General features: G+C 42.3%; 23 protein-coding genes. 2 read left to right on the top strand and 21 right to left on the bottom strand.

Going from position 1 to position 24,154, the window contains the following annotated elements:
- The 20 genes from IT392_08215 to fdhE form a co-directional block, all read right to left on the bottom strand.
- Positions 1-1,104: a 3-dehydroquinate synthase gene (locus tag IT392_08215; GenBank protein ID MCC6544469.1), complete on the bottom strand. Its 1,104-nt coding sequence runs from the start codon at positions 1,102-1,104 to the stop codon at positions 1-3.
- Complete coding sequence (locus IT392_08220) at positions 1,101-1,610, bottom strand: shikimate kinase (protein MCC6544470.1); 510 nt, start codon at positions 1,608-1,610, stop codon at positions 1,101-1,103. The genes IT392_08215 and IT392_08220 overlap by 4 nt, the downstream gene beginning before the upstream one ends.
- 27 nt (positions 1,611-1,637) lie before the next feature.
- On the bottom strand, positions 1,638-2,801 hold the full coding sequence (aroC, locus tag IT392_08225; GenBank protein MCC6544471.1) for a chorismate synthase: 1,164 nt from the start codon (positions 2,799-2,801) through the stop codon (positions 1,638-1,640).
- Positions 2,802-2,807: 6 nt separating this feature from the next.
- Entirely contained in the window at positions 2,808-5,216 is a 2,409-nt protein-coding gene (gene pilQ / locus IT392_08230; GenBank protein ID MCC6544472.1) for a type IV pilus secretin PilQ, read from the bottom strand.
- The gene (locus IT392_08235) at positions 5,203-5,862 is read right to left on the bottom strand and encodes a pilus assembly protein PilP (GenBank protein MCC6544473.1); all 660 of its coding nucleotides are present in this window, start codon (positions 5,860-5,862) and stop codon (positions 5,203-5,205) included. The genes pilQ and IT392_08235 overlap by 14 nt, the downstream gene beginning before the upstream one ends.
- Positions 5,831-6,400, bottom strand: a complete 570-nt coding sequence (gene pilO, locus IT392_08240; protein MCC6544474.1) for a type 4a pilus biogenesis protein PilO — start codon at positions 6,398-6,400, stop codon at positions 5,831-5,833. The genes IT392_08235 and pilO overlap by 32 nt, the downstream gene beginning before the upstream one ends.
- 5 nt (positions 6,401-6,405) lie before the next feature.
- Positions 6,406-6,969, bottom strand: a complete 564-nt coding sequence (locus tag IT392_08245) for a PilN domain-containing protein (protein ID MCC6544475.1) — start codon at positions 6,967-6,969, stop codon at positions 6,406-6,408.
- A complete protein-coding gene (pilM, locus tag IT392_08250) occupies positions 6,966-8,027 on the bottom strand; it encodes a type IV pilus assembly protein PilM (protein MCC6544476.1) in 1,062 nt (353 codons plus the stop codon). Before pilM ends, IT392_08245 begins: the two co-directional genes overlap by 4 nt.
- Before the next feature lie 214 nt (positions 8,028-8,241).
- Complete coding sequence (locus IT392_08255) at positions 8,242-8,844, bottom strand: UbiX family flavin prenyltransferase (protein ID MCC6544477.1); 603 nt, start codon at positions 8,842-8,844, stop codon at positions 8,242-8,244.
- 3 nt (positions 8,845-8,847) lie between these two features.
- Positions 8,848-9,726: an RNase adapter RapZ gene (gene rapZ, locus IT392_08260; GenBank protein MCC6544478.1), complete on the bottom strand. Its 879-nt coding sequence runs from the start codon at positions 9,724-9,726 to the stop codon at positions 8,848-8,850.
- A complete protein-coding gene (rpoN, locus tag IT392_08265; GenBank protein ID MCC6544479.1) occupies positions 9,723-11,174 on the bottom strand; it encodes an RNA polymerase factor sigma-54 in 1,452 nt (483 codons plus the stop codon). Before rpoN ends, rapZ begins: the two co-directional genes overlap by 4 nt.
- A gap of 54 nt (positions 11,175-11,228) precedes the next feature.
- Positions 11,229-11,972 carry an LPS export ABC transporter ATP-binding protein gene (lptB, locus tag IT392_08270; GenBank protein MCC6544480.1) on the bottom strand — a complete coding sequence of 248 codons (744 nt, stop codon included), beginning with the start codon at positions 11,970-11,972 and terminating at the stop codon, positions 11,229-11,231.
- A 9-nt stretch (positions 11,973-11,981) separates the two neighbouring features.
- Entirely contained in the window at positions 11,982-12,539 is a 558-nt protein-coding gene (locus tag IT392_08275) for a hypothetical protein (GenBank protein MCC6544481.1), read from the bottom strand.
- Positions 12,502-13,089, bottom strand: a complete 588-nt coding sequence (lptC, locus tag IT392_08280; GenBank protein ID MCC6544482.1) for an LPS export ABC transporter periplasmic protein LptC — start codon at positions 13,087-13,089, stop codon at positions 12,502-12,504. The genes IT392_08275 and lptC overlap by 38 nt, the downstream gene beginning before the upstream one ends.
- Before the next feature lie 90 nt (positions 13,090-13,179).
- Entirely contained in the window at positions 13,180-13,734 is a 555-nt protein-coding gene (locus tag IT392_08285) for a Fe-S-containing hydro-lyase (GenBank protein MCC6544483.1), read from the bottom strand.
- 14 nt (positions 13,735-13,748) lie between these two features.
- On the bottom strand, positions 13,749-14,594 hold the full coding sequence (locus IT392_08290; protein MCC6544484.1) for a fumarate hydratase: 846 nt from the start codon (positions 14,592-14,594) through the stop codon (positions 13,749-13,751).
- Complete coding sequence (gene mdh, locus IT392_08295) at positions 14,591-15,532, bottom strand: malate dehydrogenase (protein MCC6544485.1); 942 nt, start codon at positions 15,530-15,532, stop codon at positions 14,591-14,593. The genes IT392_08290 and mdh overlap by 4 nt, the downstream gene beginning before the upstream one ends.
- 49 nt (positions 15,533-15,581) lie before the next feature.
- On the bottom strand, positions 15,582-17,450 hold the full coding sequence (locus IT392_08300) for a histone-lysine N-methyltransferase (GenBank protein MCC6544486.1): 1,869 nt from the start codon (positions 17,448-17,450) through the stop codon (positions 15,582-15,584).
- Between the two features lie 60 nt (positions 17,451-17,510).
- Positions 17,511-18,272 carry a hypothetical protein gene (locus IT392_08305; GenBank protein ID MCC6544487.1) on the bottom strand — a complete coding sequence of 254 codons (762 nt, stop codon included), beginning with the start codon at positions 18,270-18,272 and terminating at the stop codon, positions 17,511-17,513.
- A gap of 128 nt (positions 18,273-18,400) precedes the next feature.
- Positions 18,401-19,237 carry a formate dehydrogenase accessory protein FdhE gene (gene fdhE, locus IT392_08310; protein MCC6544488.1) on the bottom strand — a complete coding sequence of 279 codons (837 nt, stop codon included), beginning with the start codon at positions 19,235-19,237 and terminating at the stop codon, positions 18,401-18,403.
- A 48-nt stretch (positions 19,238-19,285) separates the two neighbouring features.
- On the opposite strand from fdhE, the gene IT392_08315 reads away from it, so the two are divergent.
- Entirely contained in the window at positions 19,286-20,422 is a 1,137-nt protein-coding gene (locus tag IT392_08315) for an LptF/LptG family permease (protein ID MCC6544489.1), read from the top strand.
- Positions 20,419-21,507 carry an LPS export ABC transporter permease LptG gene (lptG, locus tag IT392_08320; GenBank protein ID MCC6544490.1) on the top strand — a complete coding sequence of 363 codons (1,089 nt, stop codon included), beginning with the start codon at positions 20,419-20,421 and terminating at the stop codon, positions 21,505-21,507. The genes IT392_08315 and lptG overlap by 4 nt, the downstream gene beginning before the upstream one ends.
- Here the strand turns inward: lptG and IT392_08325 are convergent.
- Positions 21,494-24,094: an EAL domain-containing protein gene (locus tag IT392_08325; GenBank protein ID MCC6544491.1), complete on the bottom strand. Its 2,601-nt coding sequence runs from the start codon at positions 24,092-24,094 to the stop codon at positions 21,494-21,496. The genes lptG and IT392_08325 overlap by 14 nt on opposite strands.
- Positions 24,095-24,154 lie beyond the last annotated feature (60 nt).

Below are 24,154 nucleotides of genomic sequence, written 5' to 3' on the forward strand. Positions count from 1 at the left end.
TTATTCTTCAGATTTGTTGGAAGTATAACATAATTGTAGGGTCCTCTGCAATAAATCACTGTCTGCATTTTCGACTATTTTCACCTCTCCAATCCTGACCGGAAGCACAAACCGCACCTTGCCGTCAGCAACCTTCTTATCCCTGCCAAGGATGTCTGTAAGAACAGGAAGTTGGATTACCGGAAGTTCAGTCTTAAGACCTATCAGCCTGCAAAGCCTCTCTACACTTGCAGCTACCTCATCCCCGCACAATCCCATATTGACGGCCAGCCTTGCAGCAAAGACCATCCCCATTGCCACTGCCTCGCCATGCCTGTATTTCCTGTAGCCGGTAATAGTTTCGACGGCATGACCCATCGTATGACCGAAGTTCAGGATTGCCCTCAAACCAGCTTCTCTTTCATCCGAGCTTACTACCATTGCCTTAATTTCACAAGACCTGGCTACTGTGTGTATCAACATATCTTCGTTGAGCAACAGGATATCCTTAAAATTATCCTGGATGTAGTTAAAGAACTGCTCATCTGCTATAACTCCATACTTGACGACTTCTCCCATACCTGAAGTAAGTTCCCGCCTTGGAAGAGTTTTCAATACATCTACATCTATCCATACGAGGCAAGGCTGATAGAATGCACCTATCAGATTCTTACCAAGGCGGTGATCAACCCCTGTTTTGCCGCCTACACTGCTGTCAACCTGGGCGAGTAAGGATGTGGGGACCTGGATATATGGGATACCTCGCAGGAATGTAGCTGCTGCAAACCCGGCAACGTCACCGATTACACCTCCGCCGAGCGCTATTATGAATGAATTTCTTTCAAATTTTTCTTCGATAAGGATATCATAAATTCTGCTGACAGACTTAAGTGTCTTGTACCGCTCTCCTGCCGGAAGCTCAATCGTCGTTATTTTGTAACCTTCTCCCGATAAATGACGACTCAGGGATTCACCATATAGCTTACTTAATACAGGATTGGTTATTATGGCGCCCTTTTTCCCAACAGGCAGGGTTTTCAAGTGTCTGGCCAATCCGGACATGCTATTATGACCTATACAGATATCATAACTGCGCTGTCCCAGATCCACCCTGACTTTTCTCATTTCCATTCAGCTGCCTTTCTGATGATGGTATTAACAAGATCATCTATTTTAATTCCATCCGTGTCAATGGCAAAATCAGCCCTTGCGTAGGCCTGTTCACGCTTAGACATGAGCATTTTAATCTGTTCAAGCGGGTCGTCAACTTTTAACAATGGTCTGTGGGTTTCAGTGCTGATTCTTTTAAATATTGTCTCAGGTGATGCCTTGAGCCAGACAACCAATCCTGTTTTTTTTATCTGCAGGATATTTTCTTCCCTTGTGACTACCCCGCCCCCGGTGGAAATTACATGTTCGGTTATACCTGACAGTTTTTCTAATATCAATGTCTCAACATCTCTGAAGGATTTCTCTCCCTCATGACTGAATATATCCGATATGCTCTTTCCTGTCCTTTCCTCTATCAATACATCTGTGTCTATAAAGGTGTAGCCAAGCCGATGGGCCAGCTGCTTACCAACCTCTGTCTTGCCGCTGCCCATAAAACCGATCAATATTATATTTTTCACAAGGTTTGTTTTCAGAAAACTGCTCTTTCAGATCTTGCTGATATAATCGAGGTAACCCTGATAATTCCTTTGAATTTCATCCATAGAATCACCGCCAAACTTTTCAAGAAATGCGTTGGCAATCTCTACGGCAACCATCGCCTCGCCTACTACACTGGCCGCAGGCACTGCACAATAGTCCGATCTTTCAACAGTTGCCTTAAATCGCTTCTTTGACTTTATATCAACTGAATCCAAAGGTGAATACAGGGTTGCTATGGGTTTCATTGCTGCACGCACAACGATATCCTCTCCATTTGTCATACCGCCTTCAATACCGCCAGCCCTGTTCGTCTTTCTATAGAATTTGTGTTTGCTCCTGTCATAGTATATGGCATCATGAACATCAGAACCAAAAATGGCTGCTGCATCAAACCCGGCACCGACCTCCACGCCTTTGATAGCCTGTATACTCATTACAGCATACGCAAGTCTTGCGTTTATCCTCTTGTCCCATTGAGAATAACTCCCGATTCCGGCTGGAACATTAGTCGTTATTATTTCGAATATACCGCCAACTGTGTCACCCTTCTTCTTTGCCTCGTCTATAATTTTTCTCATCTTTTCTTCAGCTTTTTTATCAGCACAGCGTAATTCCGATTTTTCCACACTCTCTGAGAGACGGTCGAGAGATAACTTGCCCGGTTTTGCCTTTATACCGCCTATGTCTGTTACATGGCTGATAATCCTTATAGAAAATACGTGCAAAAATCTCCTGGCAACGGCGCCCAGAGCAACCCTCATTGCGGTTTCTCTTGCACTCGCCCTCTCGAGGACATTTCTTACATCAGAGTGAGCATATTTAATAATGCCGCAAAGATCAGCATGTCCTGGTCTTGGTCTTGTCTCGGGAGGAATAACTCCCGACATGGAAGGGTCCGGTGACATCTTGTCTGTCCAGTTTGCCCAGTCACGGTTTTTTATTATGAGCCCGATTGGACTGCCAAGTGTCTTACCCCAACGGACACCGCAGGTAATCTCTGCAGTATCTTTTTCGATCCGCATCCTGCCACCACGGCCATAACCTATCTGACGCCTGGCAAGATCAGAATTGATGTCACTTGCAGTTATTGTCAATCCCGAGGGAAGTCCTTCAATAATTCCCATGAGGAGTTGTCCATGAGACTCACCGGCGGTAAGGAAGCGAAGCATAAGTCCTCATGAAGTAACAGGTATGATTTTTGGTGTTATAAAAATAAGCAATTCACTCTTTATATTTGACTGTGACGTGTTTTTGAATAACCAACCCAGGATTGGTATCTTATTCATCCACGGAAGCATGCTGGCATTATCCGAATCCGAAAGCTCATAGATGCCGCCTATGACAGTAGTCTCACCATCTTTTACGAGGACCTCTGTAGTGGCCTCTTTCTTATTTATGCTGGGTGTCCCTTCCACTATGATCGACCCCTGACGGTTTTTAGTAATATTGATATTCATTGAAATATGTCCATCAGGAGTAACCTTCGGAGTCACTTTGAGTGTCAATGTAGCATCGATGAACTCAGTTTTAGTACCTTCCTGTGAATAGGTCTTGTAAGGGATAGACTCCCCCTGCTGAATTATTGCCTCCCTGTTATCAAGTGTGGCGATCTTAGGAGCAGATAATATCTTGGTCAGTCCTTTTGTCTCTCCTGCAGATAATCTAAGATCAAGATTAAACGCATCCCCGATGGTCTTTCCTATTGTAAATCCAACGCTGCCCTTTGTACCGGCTATACCAGTTGCAGGCAGATTGACAGCAAAACCTGTCGTGGGGGCGCTGACTGTTCCGGTTGGTCCGGATACAACGCTCATATTATAATCTCCTGGATTAGACGCATAGTTGCCGCCCCACTGAACCCCGAGATCCCTGGCAAAATTTGTATCTGCCTGTACAATCCTCGCCTCAATAAGCACCTGAGGGGTTGGTCGGTCCAGTGTTTTGAGGAGATTTGAGATCTCCTCATGTTTATCTGCAACATCTTTAACAATTAAGGTATTTGTACGTTCATCAATCGTGATATCACCTCTTGCACTAAGAGTCTTTTTAATAGATTCAGCCAGCTCTCTTGCCCGCGCATAATTGACAGGAATTATCTTCGTAGACACGTCCTCTGCCTTAACCATGGCATCCTTGGCCCTGGCCTCCTCCTCCTGCTGCTGCGCTATGCTTGCAAGTGTATCAATCCTGACTACATTGTTCTCATGAATTTTCCCCAGACCCTTCATCTTCAGGATAATATTAAGCGCCTGATCCCATGGGATGTCCAGCATCTTAACAGTTATTTTGCCTTTGACATTATCTCCTATGATCATGTTTAACTTACTAACCTCTGCAAGCAGTCTAAGGACATTTACAACATCTGCGTCCTGAAAATCAAGAGATACCTTTCTGTTATTGAGCTGACCATTATTGTTTTTACCAGGTGGAACACTTGCAACCTTAGTGTCTGCCGACGAAATATTTTTTTCTTTCTGCGCCTGAGGTGCTTCGACTTTTGAAGAGCTGTCTGCCTTCACTTCCTGAGGGGCTGCAGCCGCCTTAACCTTCTCTACCTTGGGAACCTGAGCTACCTCTACCTTCGGAGTGCTTTCTACCTTATCTTCCTGAGGAACTGCAGATGCCTTAACCTTGTCTACCTTGGGCAGCTGAGACACCTCGACCTTCGGAGTATTCTCAACCTTTGGAGTTACACTTGCAGCAGAATCGGTATCTCCTGAATCAATATTGCCCTCCAATACCGGTTTACTTGCGGCTAACCTAACCGCCGTTTGAGTCATCTCTTCCTTTGGGTATACATTTATTGTTATTTCATTACCCTGTTTATTCACTTCATATTTTACAGCCCTCTTCAGATCCGCCACAAACCTTACTTTATTGGATGGAGAACTATGAACTCCCATCCTGATTTTTGAAATAAGATTGCTATCTACAACTTTTTCAGAAGGTCCTATTGATGTGTCTGCATCTCTGACATCTACTACAAGTTTGTCTCCCTCAACTATGAATGAATCAACACTAATTTCATTGTCGGCGACGATCTTCAAGCTGTTATTGTCTTTTGTCTCATTAAAAATAAGTTCTCTTACCATATTTAGCTGAGGTTTTACAGACGCTTGTTCAGGAACAGGAACGGGAGTCATAGTTGGAATATCTATTATAAGGACATTTGACTTACTTAAGATCTGTGGTACCGTCTTGTCATCTGAAAGTTTAATATTTAATCTGGCAATCCTGACCGGTGTAGTAGTCTCTACCGGGTCTATTTGAATTACGGATCCCTTGTCAACCTTGATCGTTTTCGTAAATTCACCAAGAGAAACTCCCGGCAAGTCTACAACAAATCTGGGGGGGTCCATTAGGATAAAGGATGTATATTTCAAGGAATTTCCAGTTTCCAGCAGAATTTGTGTACTTGCCTGCAATTCAACGATATCTATTCTTCTGAGTACCGGCACATCAGGAGTTTTGGCATTAATGACGGGTTCTGCGGCTTTAACCTGATCACCCGCTGAAGGGAACACAACAAATAGCAAGGCTATCAGCGCCGCACAAACAGCCCTTTTAAAATTAATTGTCTTCATCTACTGCCTCCTCTTTGGAACGGAGTCCCAATACTGTCATTTTAGCTTTTTTCCTTCCATTGAAATCTGTGAATATCTCCTCTATGGTCACCGCTTCCGCTGAGATCTTCCTGACTACTCCACCCTCTGGACCGACAAGGACCCCTTCCCTGACCAAATATCCCTTACCGTCAGGAGTTTCTATCATAGCAACGAATGATTTTCCTTCCCACATAATCCCTATAACCTTCAACTCTCCTAAACTCCGAAGTTGTAAAGGTGTAAGTCCCGCCACTTTTTTCTCTTTTAACCCCAGTATTAGAGATCTGAAAGGGTCTCTCCTCCCTGAAGGTTTGTAATTATAGGCCGTTTGTCCATCCTCAACTACACCAGTATCTGCCATTTTAACAGCTCCGGAAGCCCCTTGTTTTACTTCCTTAGCTGACCTTGAGACCGGCGCCTGTGACACGGTATTCACCGGCTGCTCTGAGCAACCTGAAAATATTATAAATATGGCAAGTAATATAAACGCCTTCATTTTAATATTGGCAACTTCCAACGCAGTGAAACGCCGCACGACCAGTTCAAATAAGCTCTTCGCAATGGGTACCCCGTTATTTACTATTCCGTTGATGTTATTTCTCCTCTGCCGCAAATGTCGTCGCAATAAATTTATCCTGGATGTAAACAGATTTTCCAACAACCTTGGCTGAATCCATATCCAGACCAGTAATATTAACAATTCTTGGCAGCTTGCTTACCTTGTCAAAAAAGATTCCAAGTGAATGGTAACCACCTGCCACTTCCACACTTACGGGTATTTCTGTATACAGACCTGAAGGATCCTTTTTCCTATCGCCTGGTTTCCACAATTTGACACTTAGTCCGGACTCGATACTTAAATCAGATATCTGTTTGAGCAATCCTGATACCTCTGCCTCTGCCGGAAGCTGTGCCCTCAGTTCATTGAGCTGTGCCTGCAGTTGTGCATTCTCTATCTTAAGTTGATCGAGCCTCCTTAGTTTAACCTCGTTTGTCATTATTTCGCGATTAAGATTCGCAACACTGTTTCCAAGGGCATCAACCTGATCTTTACCTGGCAAAAAAATAAAATAAACAAAACTACCGATTATTATCGCAAAAACAAGCACTATAAGAATTATTTTTTGCGAACGGGGTATATTATCAAGAGCTTCAAAGTTCATTAGTATTATACCGACTCAAGGTTAATGTTAAATATAAGATTAAAATTGTATACAGGGATACCCGAATCGATAACCTGCCTTGACTCTGTTAATTGAACATTCTGGAATATCCTGGATGATTTCAGATTGTTCACATACTTAACAATGTCGTCATTTGTCATCCCGGAGCCCGTAACATTTATCTTTCCATCTTTTTCTTTCAGTGATATTATCCACACCCTTTCAGGCAGCATCATGCTGACCTCGTCCAATACCCGTACCGGCCCCTTCTGGGACTTCTTGAGATTCTGTATAATTGTTATCTTCTGCCCATAAAGTTCTTTATCCTTCTCATAACTTTCAACCTCTTTAACCTTTTCTTTCAATTCAGAAAGTTGTACTTCAAGTGTCTTCTTTTCATTAGCAAGAGAAGATTTGGTGCTGTTCAGCCAGTACCATGTATACCCTTCAATTAATAATACAGCTACGACAGCAATAATTACGAAAATAACGTAGGAAGGCAATCCTAATCTCAGATTTACTGCAGTTCCTTTTGACTTCTTGTTGAGCAAAAGATTTATTCTTATCATCTGTCGTCCATCCTTCTTACCCCCAGGCCAACAGCAACTGCTGCAAACGGGGCAATCATTTTAATATACTCTTTATCAAATGACGGAGGGATGTCAATCATTTTAAATGGATTTATTAACTCAACAGGCAGTTCCAACCGCTCCTGCAGAAATGAGTCCAGGTTAGGTATCTTTGAAGATCCTCCACTTAACAATACTTTATTAATTTTTTCGCTTAACATTGTGGCCTTGAAGTAACCAAATGACCTTGTTATCTCGCTGGTTATTTCCGTTGATACATTCTCTATTATTGAATCAACCTGAAGTGTTTCTGCTCCTTCGACTGATTCTCCCTTCTTGATTTTTTCAGCATCCTCGAAAGAAAGGCCGAGGTCTTTTTGTATAGACTCAGTATATCTGTTACCGCCAATAGAAATATCTCTGGTAAATGCAAACATACCTCCCTGCAGTATATTAATGTTCGTGATGCCAGCGCCTATGTTGACAAGGGCAACAGTATCATTCTCGTTCATTTCATAGTTGATGTTGTACATGTTCTCTATAGCAAAAGCATCTATATCAACTATCGCAGGCGTCAAGCCGGCCTCAATAATTAGAGAGGTATAATCAGCAAGCTTATCTTTTTTTACTGCAGCCAGAAGGACATTCATCTGCAGCTTTCCATCAGGACCCGTAAAAGTACTAAGGATCTGAAAGTCCATATTTACTTCATTAATGTCAAACGGTATATATTGCTCTGCTTCCCATTTAATAGATTCCGATAGTTCATCTTCGGACATCTGCGGCAGAGTTACTCTTTTAACTATAACTGAATGACCGGACACGGAGATTACCGCATCCTTCGTTCGAATGTCATGTGCACTAATGAGATTCTGTAATGTCTCAACACACCTTACTGAATCCATAACAGTGCCATCAACTATTATCTCAGGGGCTAATGCATCAAGTCCAAACTTATTAAGGGTATAACGCCCTTCAGATTCTGTCAATTGAATGACTTTTATGGAGCTGGAACCTATATCTATGCCTATTGTTTCTTTCTTCTTACTGAAAAACATCACTCGATCTCTTTTCTTTAGAAAGAATTATCTGCTTTTCTCTATCAAATACATTATTCTAACTTTGATTCATCTTACTGAAAGATTGTCTCCAACTATGTGTTCAGAGGTTCAAGTATTCATTGAATAGCGGAGACAAAGAGGATTGACCTGAACCCTCAGGTATTAAAACACTTGTAACTATACTTAATAAAATTACTGTAGTCAAGGGTTATTACCTCCCATCCCATCTGCTATAGAGATGATTATCTATAGACAGGGCATCAAGAATACGTCCTACAATAAATTCAACCATGTCTGCTACAGTCTCTGGCTTATTATAGAAGGCCGGCATTGCAGGAATTATGTGAATTCCCATTTCTGAAAGGGCGAGGAGGTTTCTTAGATGAATAGTATTCAAGGGAGTTTCTCTCGGAACGATGATGAGCTTCCTTTTCTCCTTTAATACTACATCGGCAGAACGCCCAACAAGATTAGAAGATAATCCGGATGCAATTGAGGCAACGGTTTTCATTGAGCATGGAACAATAATCATGCCATCGTTTCGAAAAGATCCGCTGGCGATCGGCGCCTTAAGGTTACTTTCTTCATAATAATGAATTGTCCCGTTTGAAACCCCATAATAGTCGCACAATAAAGATTGAATCTTTTCTTCTGAACCCTCCATAACTAATCCAAGCTCATCTTTCAATATCCACCAGGCCTCTTTAGTAACAGTCATGTGAACTGTCAGCCCATTTTTAACCAAATAACTCAGCAGTCGAATTCCATAAACTGCACCACTGGCCCCGGTTATTGCAACTATATACGAAGACATCCCTTAAGCCTTTATCCTTTCAATATCCCTGTGCCGCACAGTAGTGTCATATCCAATCTCCTTAATGTGCCTGTCAAGTGTCTCAGCAATATAGACTGACCTGTGTCGTCCCCCTGTACAGCCAATACCGATGTTTAAATAATATCTTCCTTCCTGCTCATATTGAGACATTAGAAAATCAATAAACTGAAATAATTTTTCGAGAAAAAGTACAGTCCTGGGACTATCATGGAGAAATTCAGCGACCTCTTGATTTTTCCCTGACAATTGATTGAGGTGAGACACAAAATTAGGATTAGGGAGGAACCTTATATCAAACAACAAGTCTACATCATAGGGAACTCCGTATTTGAATCCAAAGGAAATTATATTTACGATTATTTTTTTATTTTTATCTGCTTCATGAAAGTGTCTGAACACCTCATTCTTGAGCTGATGGATATTGAAGTCTGACGTGTCCATAATCAGAGTAGCTCTATCACGCAGCCACTTCAGCATCTCCCTCTCGAGTTTTATCCCGTCTGCTACAGATTTATTCATCGCCAGCGGGTGTGGTCTTCTCGTCTCACTGAATCGCCGTACAAGCATCTCATCACGTGCCTCGAGAAACACGATTTCAATAGGACAACCGTCTGCCATCAACTCTTTCAGAATATTCTCAAAATCAGCAAAAAAGTCACGCTCACGGATATCTATGCCGAGGGCTATTTTCTTTACTTCGGTGCGGGATTGAGTACATAATTCGACAAATTTAGGCAGTAATTGCGGGGGGAGATTATCTATGCAGAAAAAACCAAGGTCTTCAAAACATTTTAGTGCACTGCTCCTTCCTGCACCTGACAGACCACTGATAACTACAACGCGGAGATTATTAAATCTCATATTACTAATTTTCTACGCCTGCTTGCGGAAGGCAACTTTAACTCTTTCCTGTATTTGGCAACAGTCCTTCTCGCAATTTCAATCTGCTGTCCCTTCAGATATTCCATGATCTGCTGATCACTGAAAGGCTTCCGGTGATTTTCATCTGTAATAAGTTTATTAATCATATCCCTGACACTCTTGGACGAACAACTATCGCCGTTACTTGTATTAAGTCCACTGCTGAAAAAGTATTTTAATTCAAATATGCCCTGAGGTGTACAGATATATTTGTTATGCGTCACGCGGCTTACTGTAGATTCATGCATATTAATATCATCTGCTATCTCCCTTAGTGTCAGGGGTTTAAGTTCATTAATCCCCTTTTCCAGAAAATCCTCCTGGCATTTAACAATGCTTTGCGCTACCTTATATATGGTTCTGTTGCGCTGTTCAATGCTTCTTATCATCCATACGGCAGATCGGAACTTTTCTTCAAGATAGCCCTTGGCATCATCAGCGATTTCATTCCCGCCCTTGAGCATTCGCCTGTAAGTTGGATTGAGTTTAAGCCTCGGAATGCCATCGTCATTCAACAAAACCACATATTCCCCCTCGTGTTTAACAACATAGACATCGGGAATTATAGCAACATTGTCAGATGAATAGAACAATCTCCCAGGTTTCGGTTCAAGCCTCTCAATAACCTTAAGGGCATGAGCCAGATCTTCCATAGAAATACCAAGTTTTCGTGCAATAACGTGAAACCGCTTCCTCTCAAAATCAGCAAGATGTTCCGAGATAATGGTCTCAACAATTGTCCCCTTAACACCAAGCAGAGATAACTGGATAAGAAGACACTCCCTCAAGTCCCTTGCAGCAATACCTGCAGGATCAAACTGCTGGATCAACTTTAATGCCTCAAGGGCTTTATCCCTGGACCCGCCATTTGTTGCTGCAATCTCTTCAATAGTAGATTGAAGGTAACCATTATCATCAAGGTTTCCTATGATAATTTCCCCTGCTTTTATGATTTCATCATCAGATGTGGCAAGGTTCAGTTGCCATGACAAGTGTTCAGAAAGAGATGACGGTCTTGTTAACATCTGGTCATATGTCATCCCCTCATCATCATTATCCTTATAATATCCAGCCTCTTTATTATCATAACCGTCATCAGACAAATATTCCCCCCACTTCATGGTTTCCCCATCCAGTGGTGAAATAGCTCCGCCTTCGTCTTCCCTGGTGGTAGCTTGTTCAGAGGCCGTTACAGTCTTGTATGTCTCATCCTCATCTGTTTCTGTAGTTTCAACCGGCGTCTCATCAAGAAATGGATTTTCAAGGAGGGCTTGATAAACAGTCTGTTCCAACTCAAGTTTTGACAACTGAAGTAATTTTATTGCTTGCTGAAGCTGAGGGGTCATAATAAGCTTCTGGGTAAGTCTCATGTCTAGTTTTGTATCCATCTCGTCCCCTCCTGATGTTGATTTCTAAACTAACAACGAATTATCCTGCTGTAATCAGTTAACGACACTCTCGCTTTCAAGCTTAAACTTCTCACCCAAATATTTGGCTTTAACTTCCACACTCGAAGCAATATCATGTGGAGTGCCGGATTTAAGTATTACACCGTCATTTAATATATAGACCCTGTCACAGACTTCAAGTGTATTTTGAACATTATGGTCCGTGATCAGGATACCAATATTCTTGTTTTTTAATTGTCTGATTATTTGCTGCAGATCAATGATTGATATGGGATCTATACCGGCAAAAGGTTCGTCAAGAAATATAAAGGAAGGGGAAGATGCCAGGGCACGGGCTATTTCAACGCGTCTTCTCTCACCACCTGACAGTGTATTAGCCGTCTGCCCAGCCAGGGAAGTGATGTTAAGTTCTTTCATCAGGCGGCTTAGCGAGTTACTTCGCTCATATGATGACATTGTCTGAAACTCGAGGATTGCCATAATATTTTCTTCTACTGTCAGCTTTCTGAATATTGACGGTTCTTGTGGGAGATAACATAACCCAAGCCTTGCCCGTTTATATGTGGGAAGATGGGTTATTTCCATATCACCAAGGAAAATACGGCCTTTAGAAGGTTTTAATATCCCGATGATGATTGAAAATATTGTTGTCTTTCCAGCCCCGTTAGGACCCAGGACTCCAACTACCTCTCCCTGATTCACGGTTATGCTTACGCTGTTTACTACTTTTCGGTTTTTATAGACCTTCTCTACATTCTCGACCTTTAACATAGTCATATATTTTCTCTACTTAGGATGTATTATTGCCTCTCCTCCTTCAATTACTACCCTATCTTCCAAAATAAACACTGTAATTTTCTCACCCTTCAACTTATCCAGCCCTTCCTGTATTGTGGGTGACCCGGTAAAAACCATCATCTCACCTTTCTTGGAATAGACAACCATGTTTGCATAAACAGTCCTGTCACCATGCATAAACTTAATATTACCTGTAGCAGTTATAGTAGACAGAGATCTCTTACTATCCACTCCATCCATTAGTTTTTTTTCACTTTCCAAGACCGTTTCAAATACAACATCTACAACATCAGCTTTCAGGGTCATTGTATCCTGTTCGACAATAACATTACCTTCGAACAGTATCGTGTTCATCTGATTATTAAGGGTCATTTTACTTGAACTTATCGAAAGCGCCCCCCCCTGATCCTTGCTTACAAACCTTGTTATTGATTTATCCTTACCTTCAGATGTGACCGTCCAGACAAGAAGCGTAAAAAGCGCAATATAGAATATTATTGTCTGCCGCTTACCATATTCTAGCCCGAATATTTTTCCTGATCTCATAAATTCCACTATCAAGGTTTGCGACAAGCCCTTCTCCATCAAGAACAAAAGCTTGTCCTGTAACATGAACCATGCCGGTACTTCGCACCTGCCTGTCTTCATCAGACCACATGAGGTTACCCACATTTATCGTAACATCCCTGGAAAGCCTTATAATTACATCTCTATCCTCTTTTTCCATAAAAAATGAACTGGTGCCAATATTGTACCTCCCCTTCTCTGCTGTTAGTGTTATGGTTCCGACTTGCTGGGTCCTGTGAGTAATATTTATATCCTGCAGCAAGGCTTCTTCCTCACCGCTCGCAATCGAGGCTTTTTTTGCCCCGATTTCCCACTCGACTATAGAACCATTTACACGTGTAAGATAAAAATCATCTATCTCCTGAACCGTATCTCCAAGCGTTGACAATACTGAAGGCCTTTCAAGGTTATCTTTGTACCCGCTGAAAAATCCGGCCACGACAATAATAAATAAGAATATATATATTACTCCAAGTAATAATTTCCATTTACTTGTCATGCGCATCAGCATTGATAACCATTCGAGCATGTAATATACCACATGCGGCTGTTCAAGTAAAGAATTTTAAGCACGAATCTTGCATTGTTTGATTTAAGAAGAAAAAAGACAGGTAACAGATTAACTGATTGAATACTTGGACATACCTTCTTTATACAGATCACCACCATGTACATCATTTATGACAATGACAGGAAAGTCTTCGACTTCAATCCGGCGGACAGCTTCAGTGCCCAAATCATCAAAAGCTATTATTTCTGCTTTCTTGATCCTCTTCGAAAGAAGTGCAGCTACACCTCCAATAGCAGCAAAGTAAACACACTTGTGCTTATGCATCGCCTCTATAACTTCTTTTCCTCTTCCGCCCTTGCCTATCATACCTTTCAGGCCATGTTCTATAAGATAAGGGGAGTACGGGTCCATTCTCCCACTCGTCGTAGGCCCGGCAGAACCTATAGGCATTCCGGGCCTGGCTGGTGTGGGACCGACAAAATAAATTACCTGTCCTCTGAGATCGAAGGGAAGTTTATCTCCATCCTTTATCATCTGTACAAGCCTCTTATGTGCTGCGTCCCTGGCAGTATACAGTACCCCGCTTATCTCTATCCTGTCACCCGCCTTCAGGCTGGCTATGACATCCTCCGTCAAAGGTGTCGTCATTTTTTTTACCGACATAATATTTTTTTCTCCTAAATCACTATACTCTTATGCCTGCTTGAATGACATCCTATGTTCACTGCAACCGGCAGACTCGCAATATGGCAGGGATGAACTTCAACATGTACGGCAAGGGCGGTAGTATTGCCTCCAAGACCGACCGGGCCAATTCCAATCTGATTTATCTTCTTTAGAAGTTCTTGTTCCAGGGAGGCAACATCCATTCTCGCATTGGGTTGTCCCACCGGTCTCAGCAAGGCCTTTTTAGCAATCATAGCCGCCTTCTCAAAATCACCGCCTATTCCGACGCCCACTACTACAGGTGGACACGGATTTGCGCCTGCATTCCTGACAGAATCTACAACAAACTGCTTGACACCTTCTATTCCATCAGCAGGACGAAGCATTTTTAGAGATGCCATATTCTCACACCCGCCGCCGGCAATATCCAGTTTAATACTGATATTCTCACCCGCAACTATTTCAGTATGTATAATGGCCGGGGTATTGTCAGTTGTATTTCTCCTGTTAAATACAGGTTCTTCGACAACAGATTTTCTCAGATAGCCCTTGCTGTATCCCTGTCTCACACCTTCATTTACGGCATCACTCAGGAGCCCTCCGGCAATAGAGACATCCTGACCAAACTCAATGAAAAAAACAGCCAGACCAGTATCCTGACAGAGAGGCATAGACTCCTTAGCCGCAATCTCGGAATTTTGCATAATCTGTCTCAGCACCTCCTGCCCGAGTGGTGATTTTTCCGTATCAATAGCCTTCTCGTATGCAGCCGTAACATCCGCGCTGAGGTTGAAATTTGCATCCATGCACATTTCCCTGACCTTATCTACTATGTCGTTGAAATGAACTCGCCTCATTTTAGAATTTCCTTAAGCTCCTCGACCCCGCTTTTGATCATGTTTGCAGATTTGATAAAGGCGGTCTCCTCATCATCCTTAAACTTTACTTCAACAATCTCCTCAATCCCAGTTCTACCAAGCTTTACAGGCACCCCTGTAAATATTCCTTTCATCCCATACTCTCCCTCAAGGTATGCCGCACAAGGCAAAATCTTTTTCCTGTCAAGGAGAATTGCCTCAACCATTTCTACGATGGAAGCAGCAGGGGCGACATATGCGCTTCCTGTCTTGAGTAGTTCAACTATTTCACCGCCTCCAAACCTGGTACGCTCAACCATATCATCAATCCGTGACTTTGGGAGCAATTCAGTTATTGGAATGCCCGCCACTGTGGAAAACCTCGCAAGCGGGACCATAAGATCACCATGCCCTCCAAGAACAAAGGCATGAACATTATCCGCAGACACCTTAAGTTCAGATGAAATAAAGCACTTAAAGCGTGCAGAATCAAGCACTCCGCCCATTCCTATTACACGATGCTTTGGAAAACCCGAAACAGTGTAGGAAACCCATGTCATCAGGTCCATGGGATTGGTCACTACAATAAGTATGGAGTCTGGAGACCGCTTGGCCGTCTCTAAAGTTACTCCCTTTACGATACCCGCATTCTTCTCGAGAAGGTCTCTTCGGCTCATTCCAGGTTTTCTCGCAAGTCCTGCAGTAATAACCACTATGTCAGATGCAGAAGTATCGTCATAATTATTGGTTCCGGTAATGTTAACATCCGAGCTGCTCAATGATGCGGATTCAAGGATATCAAGCGCCTTACCCTGGGGAATTCCTTCGACAATGTCAATTAATACAACATCACCGAGTGATTTTTCCATTATCCTTTGCGCTGCAGATGCTCCAACATTACCTGAGCCAATAATTGTTATTTTATTACGTCCAGCCACTTTCACCTCCTTAATGATGGAACTGCGTTCGCCTACTAATACCAGCGGCCTAAATCATCTCTCCTTCAACACCGCCCTTTTCTCCGGAAGATTCAACACCAGCAACCATCCTCCTGTCTATTTTTACCACATCTTCAAATCTCAGATCCACACCGAACACGCCTTTAATCTCACTGTTCTCATTTCTGACAGGTGTAGAGATGGTCACACATAGTGCATCTGTTACAAGAGATTTATAGAAGTCTGTAACAATGGTCTTTCCGCTCCTTACAGGTTCAATAAACCATGGCCTGTTGGAAAAGTCCTGTCTCATGTCAAACTTCTCGTATTTGGCCCTGTCAATCACCTGAGTAATATTTTTAGTCAATATCTTTCCGTTGAGGTCAACTACATATGCAAACTGAATAAATGGATTCTCATCCACCAGTTTCTGCATCTTCTCTTCCATCCCGGCTGCGTTCAGGACTCTGAATGATTCATCATCAACTAATTCTTCAACCAGTGATGCCACAATCTCTTCAGCACGCTTTTTTAAGCGGTCCAGGTCAGAACCAAAATATTCAGGCAAATACTTTTTTGACTGGGCATACATCTCATCCGAGGAAATCGCTGTCAGCCTTCCGGCCTCATACTGTTCCATAACCCACTTAAATATCTTGGCAACTCCCGGGTGTTTCTTATCTACCTGCTCTTTATGATCTATCCCGAGATGTCCGTTTACCCAATAAGCTATTCCTGCGATTCCTGATTTATCAGTAATTGTAATCCCCATAGGCCTCTTGAGCAATTTAACGGTATCAAATATATTGTATATTTCCTCGTTCTTCAAAGCCCCATCTGCATGGATGCCGGCGCTCGTATTATTAAAATCTGCACCTACAAACGGATAGTTTGCAGGGACCAGTACTCCAAGCTCTTTCCTGAAATAATCAGCCAGGTCAGTTATCACTGTCGTATCTACACCATTAGTGTCACCACGCAGGGCGATATACTCCATAATAAGAGACTCTACAGGGGTATTCCCTGTCCTCTCGCCAAATCCAAGCATAACACCATTAGCCGAGCAACATCCGTATAACCATGCTGTCGTAGCATTAATAAGCGCCTTGTGGAAATCATTGTGGCCATGCCATTCAAGTTGTTGTGAAGGGACCCCTCCATAGTGGACAAGGCCATAGATCAATTCCGGGATACCGCGCGGGGTAGACGCACCTATATAAGGAACGCCATAGCCCATCGTATCACATGCCCTTATCTTAACAGGGATTCCGCTCTGCTCAGACAACGTCATCAGCTTTTGAACGAACGGGATAACAAAATTATAAAAGTCGGCACGCGTAATGTCTTCAAGATGGCATCTGGGTATGATTCCGGATTCCAGCGCCTTACTGACTATATCCAGATACTTATTAGCGGCCTCTCTTCTGGTCATCCCAAGCTTAAGGAAAATATGATAATCAGAACATGAAGTCAGTATTCCGGTCTCCTTCAGACCTGCCTCTTTGACTATCTGAAAATCCTCCTTAACGGCCCTGATCCATCCTGTTATCTCTGGATACCTGTAGCCCCGTTCCTGACACTTCTCGACCGCCTCCCTGTCTTTTTTGTTGTAAAGGAAAAACTCACATTGTCTTAACACCCCGTTAGGTCCGCTAAGTTTGTGAAACATGTCGTATATGTCTACTATCTGCTTTACGCTGTATGGAGGTCTCGACTGCTGTCCGTCACGAAAAGTCGTATCACTTATCCAGAACTCCTGCGGTGTAAATTGAGGAACAATGCGGTGATTAAACGGGATCTTAGGCACCTCACTGTAAGGGAAGAATTCTCTGAAAAGGTTTGGCTCTTTAACCTCCTGAATCTCATAATGATATGCTGACCTCGCGAGGAGATTTTTTTCTTTGACCAGACCGGACATAACGTTGAAATCTTAACACAACGGAATCTTTTATTGCAAGGAATTTGTAATAAAGAGTAACTACTTATTTACCTCTAAAGTCACCGCACGACCGCCTGTAAACCTTATGGTTACCCTGTCCCCAACCTTTATCTTATCAAATGGTATTATCTGACCATCTTTAAATATAGGTATGCCCATGTAGACAACTACTGATATTTTCCCCATTTTAATATCATCTAATGTCACCAGGTTAAGGGCCTGGTTGAGTTCTTTGACCGTACCGCTTGCGTCTCCATGTCCATATTCATCCCCGTGATAAATCTTTGAAAGGTCTATGTTGCGGACCGGACTTCCATCATCCGGTGCGATGCCTGCAGTCTTAAATACTACTTCACCACCAAGCCTGACGCATGACATAGGAGCTCCATTTCTTATAGTTATATATAAGTAAGTCCATACTCTGTACTGGGTACCCGGCTCCAAAGTCGCTTCCGGCACTATTATCTCCACGTTTCCCATCCATGAAGCAGTCCCTCCTATACCCCACTCAGTAGTCAGGAGCGTCCCCATGCCATACCTGCCGCCTGATATATTTACAGATTCCAGTGCTGGTTTTAGATCTCTCAGTCCGTCTGAAAGAGTCTCTAAGGTTTCCTTGTCCCAGGTAATGATAACAGGCCTCTCTGTGGAAACCCCATCTGAAAGAGTTCGTGGATTGGATGATACCATTTTTAGTAATGGTGGACAGGCAATCTCAGCAGACATAGAATTAGTCGGAAATGAGATTATGTTAAATATACTGAGAGAAATAATGGCTGCATAATAATAAATATTTTTCATCCGAAATAGCCTTTCAAATCCCCCCTGCCCCCCTTTTCTAAAGTGGGGTAATTAATTTACCCCTTTGAAAAAGGGGGATTAAGGGGGATTATTTTCATGCACCTGTGAGCCCACGGCAGAATGAGTATTCACCTCTGACATAACGCAGTAAAGCCGCGTTGGTCGGCCATTATATCCAGATTCAGGGTGGCTACATCCTCAATCTCCATATCGAGATCATCCGGTCTTTTTTTGTCACTTCGGCATCCGGTAAAAACAGTCTTGAGATATGTTTTGCATTCTTCACAACTCACGGCCCGCACGCACTGATCCCTGACAGAATCTCCAACGATGAGGCCAAAACGCTCCGGACTCGAATTCCCGCAGGAAGGACAACCGGTCATGGGGTAATGCCACCTGTACGCGCAAAAACAGCAGGAAAGCAGGCGCTGTTCATATGTCTCGTCCTCAGGGGTAAAGACAATGGCCATAGCCGGTGGAGACGAACATAACGGACATATCCCCTTCCCGGAGCTTATTTCAAGATTCAGTTTTTTCAATGTATTTTCAAAAGATGGTTTGAGTATCCATTTGAGCAGTGCATTTTTGAATTTATCTTCTTTTAAGAGTCCCTGGCTTATAAACTCCTGCACGGCATCCGATGATGAACCGGAACACCCTATTTCTTTACCCCCTCCCATGCATGTCTCAAACAGCTTAAATACGTCCTTAGCAATGTTTATGCTGCTGGTAAGTTTAAGCTCACTTATTCTTGTTGTGTCGAGAAGATGTATTCTTTCTGACTCTCCTTTTGGCGATAAAGCTGCAGAAGTCTCAAACAAGGCAGACAGGTCATCCGGAGAATATGCACTCCAGATATCAAGAAGTCCCTTGTAGAAAACAACCATATCATGGATAAAGGGATAATGCCTTACCCTATCGTCCAGGTATAACTTGAATTTAGTATATTCTTTTATCTTTTGCATAATTCAGGTTTAGTAATAAGACGATTTATTGTATAGTATGAATTCATTATGGTAAAGATCATTGACAGATATATCCTCCGCGAACTTTCTCTTTCCTTCATCCTCAGCATTGCGATCTTGTTATCAGCATTCCTTATGCAGCAGGTAATTAAATTCTCGAAGATATCGTCTGAAACGGGTATAAGTTTTCTTCTCCTCGTAAAATTTTCCTTCTTCATTATACCCCTTTTTTTAGTGCTTGCAATACCGCTCTCAGTATTGATCTCATCAATACTGACATTTAGCAGGCTCTCGACAGATAATGAAGTAACTGCAATGAGGTCAGGGGGATTAAGTGTATACCGCATGCTTTTCCCCGTATTAATCTTTTCAATAACGGCGTTTCTTCTCGCGTTGGTTTCATCGTCTGTTCTTCAGCCAATGGGACATAAGTATATTCGCGTGCAAGCCTACGAGACACTGAACGAACAAAAGAATCTGGGATTGCATGAGGGTGTATTTAATAATCTGTTTAATCTGCTGGTATATGTGAAGAAAATCACATCAGGGAATACATTAAACAGTATTCTCATTTCTGACCGGTCGGCAAAGGATTCAAAAATTATTACTGCCAGGCAGGGTAATATCCTCAATGATCCGTCTACATCAAACCTGTTTTTGAAACTTCAGGATGGTCATATATACTTTGAGACTGGTGACAAAACTAAGTATCAGATGGTCACGTTTTCAACATATCTCTTGAGACTGGAGTCAGTCCAGTCCATTGAGAGTGTCCGGCTTGTAAAAGAGACATGGGGTCTAAGCCTGTCTGAATTGAAAAAGAAAATAAACGATAAAAAAGAACAGGGGCAGACAAGGGAATACAGGCGGCTGTTGATGGAGTACTATAAGAAGTTTTCGCTGCCTGCGGCAGCCCTGGTACTGGGACTTCTCGGCTCACCAATAGGTATTGTGACCAGATTTTCAAGCAGATTTGCCGGCTTCATACTAAGCATTGTCATTGTTTTCAGCTACTACATACTTGACACCGGCTTTGAGATACTGGCCGTCGAGGGTTATATACATCCTGTGTTTGCAGCCTGGGCTACTGTTTTTATTTCGCTTATGCTGGCGATAATTACTATAGTTTTAGTATCTGCAGAAAAAGGGATCCATTTGTTAAATATTTTTTCCAGAGGCAAATGAAGATAATCACACGATATATCTCTTCCGAATTACTAAAGTTGTTAATTCTCATTGCAGCGGCATTCACAGTACTGTACCTCCTCATTGATATCTTTGAAAATATTGGCGATTTCACAAAGGCCCATGCAGGCTTCATGACAATTGCGGGTTACTTTCTTTTCCGACTCCCGCAGGCAATTTATTTCACAATACCTCTTTCACTCCTCTTTGCATCATTTTTGAATCTTGGTCTCTTTACAAAATACAATGAGCTCACTGCCCTGCGTTCAGGCGGACTGAGTATACACAATATTACACTGCCTGTCTTGGCGATAACACTGATTTCTTCTGCCGGTGCATTCTTATTAAATAACTCTGTCATACCTGTAAGCAATAAGATGGCAGAGGATATACGTATGACGATCGAGGGAAAACCAAGGGAAATGTTTTTTAAAGAAGACAGCCTGTGGATAAAGGCTGACGACTATACAATATACAATGCAAGCTTTATAGACCCGGACAAGAAGATCATGGGGCGGATAAATATATATTATCTGACACCTGACTTTAATATAAGGGAAAGCATCTCAGCTAATGGCGCGGTCTCCATAGATAATCAGTGGTTTCTTAAATCAGGTGTAAGGAGGCTGTTTGATCCTGATAACAGAAATATAACACTCATCGAGTTTGATACCCTTCCATTGGAATTCCCTATAAGACAAGATGATTTCAGTCATGTAACTGTCCAGGCATCTGAAACAAGCTATACAACCCTTAAAAAATATATAGACACAATCAAAAGAGAAGGCTATGAGGTTAAAAGACTTACAGTTGATTTATATGCCAAGACATCGTTCCCATTTTCAGGGTTTATTCTATCAGTCTTCGGAATGACCTTTGGTTTCAGTATAAAGAAGAAGTTTGGCGGACTTGCCAGAGGCATAGGGATGTGTATTCTTACCGGTGTACTCTATTGGACCACCTACTCTCTGTCTTTAAATATGGGATACGCAGGCAGCATAAACCCAATTCTTTCGTCCTGGCTTGCAAATCTTGTGTTTAGCGTTATAGGCGGATTAATTTACTTCAGGGCTATGAAACTATAGTACTGACCTCGAGTTTTTTCCCGGATCTGAGCATCTCTCTAAATGAATCAAATGGCACCGGTCTGCTGAAATAATAGCCCTGCATCTCCTCGCACCCATGTCCAGCAAGGAATAGGAGCTCCTCTAACTTCTCTACGCCTTCTGCTACTGACCTCAACTTTAGTGTATGGGTCATCGCTAATATTGTCTCAACAATGGATGCACCATCAGGATTAGTTGTAATGTCCATTACAAAGGAGCGGTCTATTTTTAACACATCAATAGGAAACTTTTTCAGGTAACTGAGAGAGGAATAACCAGTACCAAAATCATCTATTGAAAGCCTGATTCCTCTGTCTTTTATCGCAAAAAGCTTCCTGACAAGTTTTTCCTCATTCTTCATCAGGATGCTCTCTGTCAGTTCCAATTCAACATACACAGGGTCGAGGCAGTTCTCGTCCAGTGCAGAGCCAATCAATTCAATAAGGTTTTCATTTGCAAACTGCCGTGATGAAAGATTTGAAGACATAACAAGATTAGAAAACCCATCGTCTATCAGCTTTTTCATATCTCTGCAGGAAGTACGAAGTACCCATTCACCTATCGGAAGGATAATACCGGTCTCCTCTGCAATATAGATAAATTCTGCCGGTGATATCATGTACCCGTCTTTCTGCCATCTAATCAATGCCTCCATTCCACAGATCTCTCCTGTAGACAAGTCAATTTTGGGCTGGTAATAGAGAACAAATTCCTGCTGTTCCAACGCCTTTCTGAGATTAGTTTCCATACTCAGTCTGTTCTTAACCCTCACGTTCATTTCTTCGGCAAAGAACTGGTAGTTATTTCCTCCCTGCGCCTTACAATGATACATGGCAGTATCAGCCTTCATCAATAGATGGTCAGCCGTCTCACCATCTGAAGGAAACATAGAGATCCCGATACTTGCAGCAACAAACAGCTCATTCTCATTGATCTTCACAGAGGCAGTAAACAAGTCCAGGATGTTCTTTGCCACTGTAATAATATCATTTGTGTCAGTCACATCGTTTACCAGAATAACAAACTCGTCCCCGCCCAGCCTTGCAACCGTATCATAATTTCTAACGCTATTAGCAAGTCGTTCAGCAATCTGTTTCAGGAGGATATCTCCTGAGCTGTGTCCCAGGGTGTCATTTATTACCTTAAACCTGTCAATGTCAAGCAGCATAACGGCATACAACATCTTTTTCCTTTTCTGATAGGCCGTGGCCTGACCAAGCCTGTCATTAAGGAGATTTTTGTTGGCTAAGCCAGTCAGGGAATCGTGGGTTGCCTGATCCATCAGCTGCTCTTCAAACAGTTTTCTATCTGTTATATCATGAACCACAACACACATAGTATTACTATCGCACTGTGAGAGATTACTTGCGGATAATTCAGCATACACTACGGAACCATCTTTATGTCTCAGCCTGAGATCCCTCTTCTCTTTATCTATACGTTCTATCTCAAGAGATGAAGTTTCAATGTCCTCTGAAACTATGTCATATAATGACATTTTCAATATTTCATCACTATTGTAGCCAAGAAGGCTTTTAAATGCCGTGTTGCCTTCAAGTATCATCTTGTCTGCACAATTAACAATAATAATACCTTCATTTGCCTGCTCTATGACAGCCCTGTATTTCGCCTCTGATTCTTTCCCCATCCGTCGAGAAAGGACCAGTTTTTTAAAAAGCCGGTTATTTATCAAGGCAAATACAAGTACTGCAAGAACAAACCAGAGGATAAAATATGTAATTGTATCAACACCCTGTCTGTATATTTTCCTTTGGGATTCAACCTTTGTAACGAATGCATTGTTGCCATAAATGTCTTTTACAGTGGCGTAGCCAGCCACTAAGTCCCTGCTTAATGGAGATACCAGGACAGGGGCCGCATCATCAATCTTTTGAATTGCGATCTTAATATCATCAGGTATTATCTTATCGTCTACTCTAATAACATTAATGGACAATTTTGTCTGTTGGGCTATCTGTTCGATCTCTTTAGAATCAAGATAACGACCTATAATAAGCGCTCCGCGAATCGGCCCTTTGAATTCATTCGTTAGAACCGGTCTTGAGGAGACAAGCAGGATGCCTTCAGGAAGCCGCATAATACCTTTTATCGTACTCTCAATGCGAGGATGTCTCACGAGAGGGCTTTCCGGAGTAAGGTGCTTTAGGAAGCTCTCAGAGACAGGAACCGGAATTTCTCTGATGAGATCAAACCCCCTTTTATAAACAACTTCTCCACTGTTTCTTATATAAACCAGGATATTAAGATGCAATTGGGGGAAGACTGCATCAGGAAGGTTGTCTTTGAGAAATGCCTTGTTGCCATCGTTAATAAACTTATAACTCTCATCCCATCCGGCATAATCACCATTTACAGTACTTAAGTGTGCAAGTTCACCGTTGAGAGCATTAAGCGTCCGTTCTACATTCTTCTCCATGTTGTTATGCTCGATTTCGACAAAACTGTCAAGTAAGATCAGCCTGGATGCAATCAAAAGGACAATAAATAATGCAGACAGGGAAGTCCCCACAATTACAAACATTTTAAACTGCCGATAATCAAACAATTTCTTCATCATCCTTTGAAATTTAAGTTATAAACTAATTTAATGCTACATATTATCGTC

Source organism: Nitrospirota bacterium, assembly GCA_020846775.1.
Taxonomy (GTDB): Bacteria; Nitrospirota; 9FT-COMBO-42-15; order HDB-SIOI813; family HDB-SIOI813; genus RBG-16-43-11.